The following is a 9,150-nucleotide window of genomic DNA, read 5'->3' on the forward strand; positions in this document are numbered from 1 at the left end:
TCACAGTGCTGTGAAATCGATCGCCTGATACAAATCTGCGCCGATGCCGGCAAAACTCAATATTGCCGGCAGTTGCGCGGCAAAACCCTGGAAACCATGGTCGCCGCCGGCCTGAATGCGCAAGGCACAGGCCCGGTAATATTGCTGGGCGAGGCGATAGTCCAGTGTTTCGTCGCCAGTTTGCAACCATACCTGAAACCGCTGCGGATCCTGGGGCGCCGGTACTTCCAGCTCGGCCAGGGCCGTCACGTGGTCGTGGGTCATTTCCCAGGTCTCATCGGTATACAGGTTTTTCTGCGTCCCCAGAAACCCGTCGAACATCCGGTGTGGGCTGACGGCAGGGTTGATCAACAGGGCTTTCAAGCCATGGCGCTCGGCCAGGTGAGTCGCATAGTAGCCGCCGAGTGAGCTGCCGACCAGCAGTGGCCGCCCCAGCTCCGCAATCGCCTGTTCCAGCTGAGCGATGGCCTCACGGGGATGGTGATGCAGGGCCGGCACACGCAACTGATCGCTCAAGCCCAGCCGCTCCATCACTTCGATCAACTGAGTGGCCTTTTTTGAGGCAGGCGCGCTGTTGAAACCGTGGATATAAAGGATCGAACCAGACATTTGAGCTCCCTGTGCGTCGGGTAAAGAAGGCGGAGTTTACTGCAGGAGCTGTCGAGTGCAACGAGGCTGCGATCTTTTGACTTTGTTTAAAAGCAAGATCAAGAGATCGCAGCCTCGTTGCACTCGACAGCTCCTACAAGCTCCTACAGGGGGAATCGGTAAGTGTCAGTAGCCGTTGGAGCCGTAATCAATCTGGAAATCGAACCCGGTCACGCGCTCAACGCCAGTTTCAAGCTGACCATCGGGCAACAGCCGCAACCACCGATACCCCGGCGCCTGCTCACTCACCTTGAAATCGTCACTGCCCGGTTCGAACTGGATGCAGGTCGAGGGTGATGCGATCAGGCGAACACCGTTGCGCACTTGATCAATCTCCTGATGAACATGCCCCCAAAGCACCGCACGTACCTGCGGAAACCGATCCAGCACCGCGAACAACGCCTCTGGATTGCGCAATCCAATCGGCTCCATCCACGCGCACCCGATCGACACCGGATGATGATGGAAGCACACCAGATGATGCCGCTGCGGCGCCTCGCTCAACGAGCGCACGAGCAATTGCAACTGCTCATCCTGCAAATACCCCGGCACTGAACCCGGCACCGCCGAATCGAGCAACGTCACCCGCCAGTTGCCGATGTCCACCACCGGCTCCAGCAATGCACTGTGCACCGCCGCCTCGGCCATGATCCGCGGCTCGTCGTGATTACCGGGGATCCAGCGCGCCGGGGCATCGATCTGCCGGGTCAGGTCGCGAAACAGCTGGTACGACTCCAGCGTCCCGTCCTGGGACAGATCGCCAGTGGCAATCATCAGATCGATCTGCGGTTGCTGCTTCAATACCAGCTCAATCACCTGTTGCAGGCTGTCGCGGGTATTCATGCCCAGCAACGTCGCGTCCGCCTCGGCAAACAGATGACTGTCGGAGAGTTGCACCAGCAACGCCGGATCGGCGGTGGTCAAAGTGGATACGCTCGGCAAGGCGTTCTCCCAGGGCGTGATCACGGGATTGGAAAGTGCCGCAATTATGCTGGGGGACGATCAAAAGAGGAAACCTGTGAACCGGAAGCAGTTCACAACTACACAGCACTCTTAGCGCACAACGGCGTACTCGTGTCCGCAAGCCAGGCAATGACTCAGCCATTCCCCCAGGAACAGATTGAGTTGAGCCTTTTCGTCCGGCTGATGCATCGCGGCGTTCGGGTAAGGATAGATGCCGCGAAAGCGTCGTGCATGTTCGGCGCTGATAACTTCAGCCATGCGCGCGTCGTGATACACCTGCACTTCCAGTTGCGGCACTGGCAACCAGGGCAGGCTGTGCTCCTGACGCACCTGCAGGGTGGTGGTGTACGGACAGGCTTGCAGCACTTCCAGGGCCAGCACGCCAAGCATCTGGTCACCTTGGGTCACGGCAATGCGCCGGGCCGCCGGATCGTTGCGCATGTCCGGCAACAGTCGCATCAGGCGCGCGTAGTTGGCCTCGCAAGAGGCTTGCAGCCCCACGAGGTCGACCCGATATCGATCGCGCAGCTTGTTTACGACCATAACCCCCTCACTTCCACGCGGTTCAAAGCCAGCCACTGCAAGGCAATGATGCTCGCCGCGTTGGCAATACGTCCGTCACGCACGGCTTGCAGGGCATCTTCGAAAGCCCAGACCGTGACGCGAATATCTTCTGCCTCTTCCTCCAGCCCATGCAGGCCGCCAACCCCGGCACTGTCACAACGCCCCAGATACAAATGCACAAACTCGTTACTGCCACCCGGCGATGGAAAATATTTGGTCATCGGCCAGAGCGCCCCGAATACAAGTCCAGCTTCCTCCTGCGCTTCGCGGTGAGCAACTTCTTCCGGTACTTCATCCTTGTCGATCAGACCGGCGACCAGTTCGATCAGCCACGGATTGTCGGTCTTGCCCATGGCGCCGACGCGAAACTGCTCGATCAGCACCACTTCGTCGCGCTGTGGATCATAAGGCAGCACACACACTGCATCGTGGCGCAAGAACACTTCACGATTGATCTCGCGACTCATGCCGCCGTCGAACAATTCGTGGCGCAGGTGCACGCGGTCGAGCTTGTAGAAACCCTCGTAGCACTTTTCACGCCGAACGATATCAACGGCGGTCGGAATGGCGTTGGCAAAATCAGTCATGACAATCCTCGTTTACTGCAAATCCGTTACGAGGCTCCTTTTTGTTACTTGCAACCTCGACTTCGCGCCATCCTAACGCGCCCGCGATGTTTGATGCAGCCCCTTTACAGTCAGCGGGATAGACGGTGAGGGCGAAACCAACTCTAATTAGCTTAGTGGCGAACTGACTGCCTCGTTGAGAGTCGAAGCGGTTAACTTTTCGCCTTCCCCTGTTTCATTAAGGACGCCCATGTCGCTTTTCAAGATCGCCTCCGTGGCCGCCATCGCCCTGACCCTGGGTGCGTGCCAGAGTCTTTTCCAGCCCAATTACCGGGCGCCGCTGGAAACCACCCGCGACGCTTCCGAACAGCTGAAACCGGGTTGCGCCAACCCTGACTGCCCGCTGGTGAACATCGATACGCTGCACTTCCCGGCTGAGCCTGCGCTTGACGGCATCATCGAAAAACGTTTGCTGCAAATGACCCGCACCTCACCCGACGCCCCTGTAGCGCCGACGCTGGCGGCGTATCGCGAGCAATTTTTGAGCAGTGCCGAGCCGCGCTACAGCAGCTACTTGCAAGCCAAGGTACGTGAGCAGCATGACGGCTTGGTGATCATTGAACTGTCCAGCTATCTGGACAATGGCGGTGCCCATGGCACGCCGGGCCGCGGTTTCATCAACTACTCGCGTCAGCAGCATAAAGTGCTGACGCTGTCGGACATGGTGATCCCGGGGCAGGAAGAAGCGTTCTGGAAAGCGGCCCAGGTGGCGCACAACAGCTGGCTGATCAGCACCAAACTCGATCAGGAGCCGGAGTTCGTCAAGAGCTGGCCCTTCGTGAAAACCCAGAACGTGGCGTTGACGTATGGCGGGGTAATCCTCAAGTACGAAGTGAGCACCCTTGCGCCTTACGCATTGGGCCACGTCGAACTGAAGATCCCCTACCCACGCCTGAACGGCATTCTCAAGCCTGAGCTGTTTCCCGGCCGTAGCTGAAGGCTCGACCAAGCACCAGTTGCAGCAGCCCTGCCAGTACCAGCGACGGCAGGGTTGCGCCGATGTCCGGATAGAGATTGGCCAGCAAGTGATAAGTGCTCACCCCGCCCAACCAGGCGAGCAACGCCGGCCAGCGCAAGGCGGCCGAGGCCACTTGGCTACTGCGTTTGCGCAGGATGAAGTGATCCACCAGCACCACGCCGAACAGCGGCGCAAACACCGAACCGATCAACAGCAGGAAATTCTGGTACTGGGCCAATGGCGCCAGGCAAGCGATCAGCGTGCAGATCACGCCGATGGCCAAGGCCAGATGCTCAACTTTCAAGCGCAGCAGAATCCCGCTGGACACCGCCGCCGAATGAATATCGGCAAAGGCATTTTCTGATTCATCCAACAGAATCAGCAGCAACGGAATCCCCAGGCCCGCACCGGCCAGCGCCAGCAGCAAGGCATTCACTTCACCACTCGGCGCGAACGCCAGGGTGTACGCCACGCCCAGGCTCATCAGCCAGAAGTTACCGATAAAGAAACCCAACGCCGTACCGCCGAACACATTCTTCGCACGCTTGCCGAAGCGTGAGTAGTCGGCAATCAGCGGCAGCCAGGACAGCGGCATCGCGATCGCAATGTCGAAACCGACGGCGAACGGCATCGAACCATCACCGGCCTGCGCCCACAACGCCGCCAGGTCGGCCTTGGCGAACAGGTTCCAGGTCAGCCAGATGCACGCGGCCAGCAACAGCCAGATGCCCCACTTGCGCAGGATCTTGCGCACGAAGGTCAGCGGACCGCTGACCGCCAGCAAGGTGGCCAGTGCACCGAAGAACAGCGTCCACAGCAGCGGATTCGACCACAAGCTGCCTTCGCTGAATGCACGGGCGCCAAGCAGGCTGGCGGCGTCGCGCATCACAATGATTTCGAACGAACCCCAACCGATCAGTTGCAGCAGGTTCAGCACCGCCGGAAGGCTCGCGCCTTTTGCACCGAGGCTGAGTTTGAGCGCGGCCATCGATGACAGGCCGGTGTCACTGCCGATCACGCCGACAGCGGCCAGCAACAGCACGCCGACCAGCGTACCGAGAAAAATCGCCAGCAACGAGCCGGACAGGCCCAGACCCGGTGCGAGCAAAGCGCCGGTCTGCAACACCATCAAGCCGATGCCGAGGGAAAACCACAGGGAAAACAGATCACGACCGCCGAAGACGCGTTTGTCGGTCGGCACCGCGATATCCGGGGAATATGTGCTGGGTTGAATGCTCAAGGGTGTTATCTCAGAGGAACATGTGTTGTGGTGTTGATCTGCCCGATCCTTTGTGGCGAGGGGGCTTGCCCCCGTTGGGCTGCGCAGCGGCCCCAAACAGACAATCGAGTTTCATCTGTCAGAACTCATCGCCGGATTTACGACCGCTTCGCGGCCGAACGGGGGCAAGCCCCCTCGCCACAGGGTTATCAGTGCGGGATCAAACCTTCTTGTACAGCTGACTGCCTTCCTGCTTGAACCGCTCAGCCTGCTCCGCCAGTCCCTTGGCGACTTCGACATCGACGGTTTCGATCCGCTGGTTGGCCGCGTATTCACGGACTTCCTGGGTGATTTTCATCGAGCAGAATTTCGGCCCGCACATGGAGCAGAAGTGCGCGACCTTGGCCGAATCCTTCGGCAGTGTTTCATCGTGGTACGAACGTGCGGTATCTGGATCGAGGCCCAGGTTGAACTGGTCTTCCCAACGGAATTCGAAACGCGCCTTGCTCAAGGCGTTGTCGCGAATCTGTGCCCCCGGATGCCCTTTGGCCAGGTCGGCGGCGTGAGCGGCGATCTTGTAGGTGATGATCCCGGTCTTCACGTCATCCTTGTTCGGCAGGCCCAAGTGCTCCTTCGGCGTCACGTAGCAGAGCATGGCGCAACCGAACCAGCCGATCATCGCCGCACCGATACCGGAAGTGATGTGGTCGTAGCCTGGGGCGATGTCGGTGGTCAGTGGGCCGAGGGTGTAGAACGGCGCCTCGTCGCAGCACTCCAGCTGCTTGTCCATGTTCTCTTTGATCAACTGCATCGGCACGTGGCCCGGGCCTTCGATCATGCACTGCACGTCGTGCTTCCAGGCGATTTTGGTCAGCTCGCCGAGGGTTTCCAGCTCACCGAATTGCGCTTCGTCGTTGGCGTCGGCAATCGAGCCCGGACGCAGGCCATCGCCTAGCGAGAAGCTGACGTCGTAGGCCTTCATGATTTCGCAGATGTCTTCGAAATGGGTGTAGAGGAAGTTTTCCTTGTGGTGCGCCAGGCACCACTTGGCCATGATCGAACCGCCACGGGAGACGATACCGGTCACGCGCTTGGCGGTCAGCGGCACGTAGCGCAGCAACACACCGGCGTGGATGGTGAAGTAGTCGACGCCCTGCTCGGCCTGCTCGATCAGCGTGTCGCGGAACAGCTCCCAGGTCAGGTCTTCGGCGACGCCATTGACCTTCTCCAGTGCTTGATAGATCGGCACGGTACCGATCGGCACCGGCGAGTTACGGATGATCCATTCGCGGGTTTCGTGAATGTGCTTGCCGGTGGACAAGTCCATGACCGTGTCCGAACCCCAGCGAATGCCCCAGGTCAGTTTCGCCACTTCTTCTTCGATGGACGAACCCAAGGCACTGTTGCCGATGTTGCCGTTGATCTTCACCAGGAAGTTACGGCCGATGATCATCGGTTCCAGTTCGGTGTGGTTGATGTTGGCCGGAATGATCGCGCGACCGCGGGCGATCTCTTCACGGACGAATTCCGGGGTGATGATTTTCGGCACGCTGGCGCCAAAGCTGTGGCCGGCGTGTTGCTGGTCCAGCAGGCCGGCGGCGCGGGCCACTTCGAGCTTCATGTTTTCGCGGATGGCGACGTATTCCATCTCGGCGGTGATGATGCCTTTACGGGCGTAGTGCATCTGGCTGACGTTGGCACCCGGCTTGGCGCGGCGCGGGTTGTTGACGTGGGCGAAACGCAGCTTGGTCAGTTCCGGATCGGCGAGGCGTTCCTGGCCGAAGTTGGAGCTCAGGCCGGACAGGCGCTCGGTGTCGCCGCGGGATTCGATCCACGGCGACCGCACATCGCCCAGGCCTTTGCGCACATCGATGGTGACATTGGGGTCGGTGTACGGGCCCGAGGTGTCATATACCACCACTGGCGCGTTGATTTCGCCGCCGAAGTCGGTCGGGGTCACATCCAGGCTGATTTCGCGCATCGGCACGAGGATGTCGGGGCGTGTGCCCTGAACATAGATTTTTTGCGAGCGGGTAAACGGCTGAACCGATTGCTGATCGACCTTGGCCGAATCACTCAGGTTGGTTGCGATTTTTGATTTTGTAGTCATCACGGGCTCTCCAGACACACATCCAGGCAGTGGATTTTTGTCGGAGCGAACCTGTAAACGAATGGACGCACGGGCGCTGAAAAATCCAGCAGGTGCTGTGCTCGATGCTCGAGGGGTGTTCGATTGTCGAACAACATCCCGGACGAAGCACAAGAGGACTCGCCGGGTGACGAGAAATCTTGTTCCCTACGCAGGCGCTAACCTGATCAGGTTCAACGGGATCCGAAATTATTCGATCTCAGCCTCATAGCAAGGCACCCCGACAAGAACCCGGCCAGTCTAGACATAACCGGCAAAGAACGCCAACACCACGGTAAACACCATGATGAATGGCGCAATCAGCGGATTGTTGCCGTGCCTGCGTGCAACTACACTCGCTACGCCGTGCCGCGCCTTGACGCTCTGCCTTGACGCTGCAGGGCGCCGCGCCGTAGCCTTGGCGCTCAAATTATCAGCGTAATTTTTAGGGATGGCCTCATGCTGCGCAAACTCTCACTGGCCCTTGCCGTGTCTTGTGCGTCCAATGGAATGGCCTGGGCAGCAGAAGCGCCCTTATCGACCAAAACCGACCTGGTCAGCGTCTATCAGGAAGCGGTGGACAACAACGCCGATATCGCCGCCGCCCGCGCCCAATACGGCGCCCAGAAGGAAGTCGTGCCCCAGGCCCGCGCCGGGCTGCTGCCCAACCTGTCGGCCGGTGCCAACATGAACGACACCCGCACCGCGCTCGATCAGCCATCGGTGACCTCGAACCGCAGCGGTACGGTGTATCAGGCGACCCTGTCGCAACCGATTTTCCGCGCCGACCGCTGGTTCCAGTTCCAGGCCGCCAAGGACGTCAACGAACAGGCCGCCTTGCAACTTTCGGCCACCGAACAGAACCTGATCCTGCAAAGCGCCGAAAGCTACTTCAACGTGCTGCGCAGCCAGGACAACCTGGCCTCGACCAAAGCCGAAGAAGCAGCCTTCAAACGCCAGCTCGACCAGTCCAACGAGCGCTTTGACGTCGGCCTGTCGGACAAGACCGATGTGCTGCAATCCCAGGCCAGTTACGACACGGCGAGGGCCAACCGGATTCTCGCCCAGCGTCAGGTGGATGACGCGTTCGAAGCGCTGATCACCCTGACCAACCGTCAGTACAACTCGATCCAGGGCATCGTCCACACCTTGCCGATCCTGCCGCCAGCGCCAAACGACGCCAAGGCCTGGGTCGACACCGCCGCCAAACAGAACCTCAATCTGCTGGCCAGCAACTACGCGGTGAGCGCCGCCGAAGAAACCCTCAAGCAGCGCAAGGCCGGGCATGCCCCCACCTTGGATGCGGTCGCGCAATACAAGAAAGGTGACAACGACGCCCTCGGCTTTACCAACCCGAGCGCGACCGGTGTGCGTTACGGTGGCGATGTCGAACAACGCACCGTCGGCCTGCAACTGAGCATCCCGATCTACAGCGGCGGACTGACCAGCTCCCAGGTGCGCGAGTCTTACTCACGGCTGGATCAGACCGAGCAACAACGCGAAGCCCTGCGTCGCCAGGTCGTGGAAAACACCCGCAATCTGCACCGCGCCGTGAACACCGACGTCGAGCAGGTGCAGGCGCGTCGGCAGTCGATCATTTCCAACCAGAGCGCGGTGGAAGCGACCGAAATCGGTTATCAGGTGGGGACGCGCAACATCGTCGACGTGCTCGATGCCCAGCGTCAGCTGTACACCTCGGTGCGCAACTACAACAACACCCGCTACGACTACATCCTCGACAACCTGCGCCTGAAGCAGGCCGCCGGCACCTTGAACCCGGGGGATTTGCAGGACCTGACGCGTTATCTCAAAGCCGACTACAACCCGGACAAGGACTTCTTGCCACCGGATCTGGCGAAGGCTGCGGCGGAGCAGTTACGAGCTAATCCCGCTCATTAAAAGGTAAACCTGTGGCGGGGGGGGGGGGGGGCGGGGCCCCCATATTGGGGGGGGGAAGAAAGAAAGGTGGGGGGACACGCCCCCCCCCACCCCCCACCCCGGGAGCCCCCCCCGGGGGGTGGGGGGGGGCAGCAGCCCCCCCCCC

Annotated in this window: 8 protein-coding genes and 1 riboswitch; of the genes, 2 read left to right on the top strand and 6 right to left on the bottom strand. The window is 60.3% G+C overall.

Annotated elements, in window-relative coordinates; translation table 11 throughout:
* The 4 genes from ACCC96_RS24510 to ACCC96_RS24525 all read right to left on the bottom strand — a co-directional run bounded on the left by ACCC96_RS24510 (nt 1) and on the right by ACCC96_RS24525 (nt 2,762).
* Nucleotides 1-609, bottom strand: a complete 609-nt coding sequence (locus ACCC96_RS24510) for a YqiA/YcfP family alpha/beta fold hydrolase (protein ID WP_413697146.1) — start codon at nt 607-609, stop codon at nt 1-3.
* 165 nt (nt 610-774) lie between these two features.
* Nucleotides 775-1,590 carry a 3',5'-cyclic-AMP phosphodiesterase gene (gene cpdA, locus ACCC96_RS24515; RefSeq protein ID WP_258672171.1) on the bottom strand — a complete coding sequence of 272 codons (816 nt, stop codon included), beginning with the start codon at nt 1,588-1,590 and terminating at the stop codon, nt 775-777.
* A 111-nt stretch (nt 1,591-1,701) separates the two neighbouring features.
* Nucleotides 1,702-2,154, bottom strand: a complete 453-nt coding sequence (locus ACCC96_RS24520; RefSeq protein ID WP_007939629.1) for a DUF1249 domain-containing protein — start codon at nt 2,152-2,154, stop codon at nt 1,702-1,704.
* Entirely contained in the window at nt 2,145-2,762 is a 618-nt protein-coding gene (locus ACCC96_RS24525) for an NUDIX domain-containing protein (protein ID WP_258672170.1), read from the bottom strand. The genes ACCC96_RS24520 and ACCC96_RS24525 overlap by 10 nt, the downstream gene beginning before the upstream one ends.
* A 229-nt stretch (nt 2,763-2,991) precedes the next feature.
* On the opposite strand from ACCC96_RS24525, the gene ACCC96_RS24530 reads away from it, so the two are divergent.
* Nucleotides 2,992-3,738 carry an RsiV family protein gene (locus tag ACCC96_RS24530; protein WP_018928529.1) on the top strand — a complete coding sequence of 249 codons (747 nt, stop codon included), beginning with the start codon at nt 2,992-2,994 and terminating at the stop codon, nt 3,736-3,738.
* Here ACCC96_RS24530 and cytX read toward each other — a convergent pair.
* Both cytX and thiC read right to left on the bottom strand, forming a co-directional pair.
* Nucleotides 3,707-4,999: a putative hydroxymethylpyrimidine transporter CytX gene (gene cytX / locus ACCC96_RS24535; RefSeq protein WP_258672167.1), complete on the bottom strand. Its 1,293-nt coding sequence runs from the start codon at nt 4,997-4,999 to the stop codon at nt 3,707-3,709. The two genes, ACCC96_RS24530 and cytX, sit on opposite strands and share 32 nt — an antisense overlap.
* A 199-nt stretch (nt 5,000-5,198) precedes the next feature.
* Complete coding sequence (gene thiC, locus ACCC96_RS24540; RefSeq protein ID WP_413697147.1) at nt 5,199-7,088, bottom strand: phosphomethylpyrimidine synthase ThiC; 1,890 nt, start codon at nt 7,086-7,088, stop codon at nt 5,199-5,201.
* A 166-nt stretch (nt 7,089-7,254) separates the two neighbouring features.
* Nucleotides 7,255-7,360: riboswitch (TPP riboswitch) on the bottom strand.
* 205 nt (nt 7,361-7,565) lie between these two features.
* On the opposite strand from thiC, the gene ACCC96_RS24545 reads away from it, so the two are divergent.
* The gene (locus tag ACCC96_RS24545) at nt 7,566-9,005 is read left to right on the top strand and encodes a TolC family outer membrane protein (protein ID WP_413697148.1); all 1,440 of its coding nucleotides are present in this window, start codon (nt 7,566-7,568) and stop codon (nt 9,003-9,005) included.
* Nucleotides 9,006-9,150 lie beyond the last annotated feature (145 nt).

It is taken from the genome of Pseudomonas sp. Pseusp11 (assembly GCF_047304405.1).
Taxonomy (GTDB): domain Bacteria; phylum Pseudomonadota; class Gammaproteobacteria; order Pseudomonadales; family Pseudomonadaceae; genus Aquipseudomonas.

What these genes read in the sequence shown, in the direction of transcription:
- ACCC96_RS24510 (WP_413697146.1), bottom strand. Translation starts at nt 609, where the DNA reads ATGTCTGGTTCGATCCTTTATATCCACGGTTTCAACAGCGCGCCTGCC.
- ACCC96_RS24520 (WP_007939629.1), bottom strand. Translation starts at nt 2,154, where the DNA reads ATGGTCGTAAACAAGCTGCGCGATCGATATCGGGTCGACCTCGTGGGG.
- ACCC96_RS24525 (WP_258672170.1), bottom strand. Translation starts at nt 2,762, where the DNA reads ATGACTGATTTTGCCAACGCCATTCCGACCGCCGTTGATATCGTTCGG.
- ACCC96_RS24530 (WP_018928529.1), top strand. Translation starts at nt 2,992, where the DNA reads ATGTCGCTTTTCAAGATCGCCTCCGTGGCCGCCATCGCCCTGACCCTG.
- thiC (WP_413697147.1), bottom strand. Translation starts at nt 7,088, where the DNA reads ATGACTACAAAATCAAAAATCGCAACCAACCTGAGTGATTCGGCCAAG.
- ACCC96_RS24545 (WP_413697148.1), top strand. Translation starts at nt 7,566, where the DNA reads ATGCTGCGCAAACTCTCACTGGCCCTTGCCGTGTCTTGTGCGTCCAAT.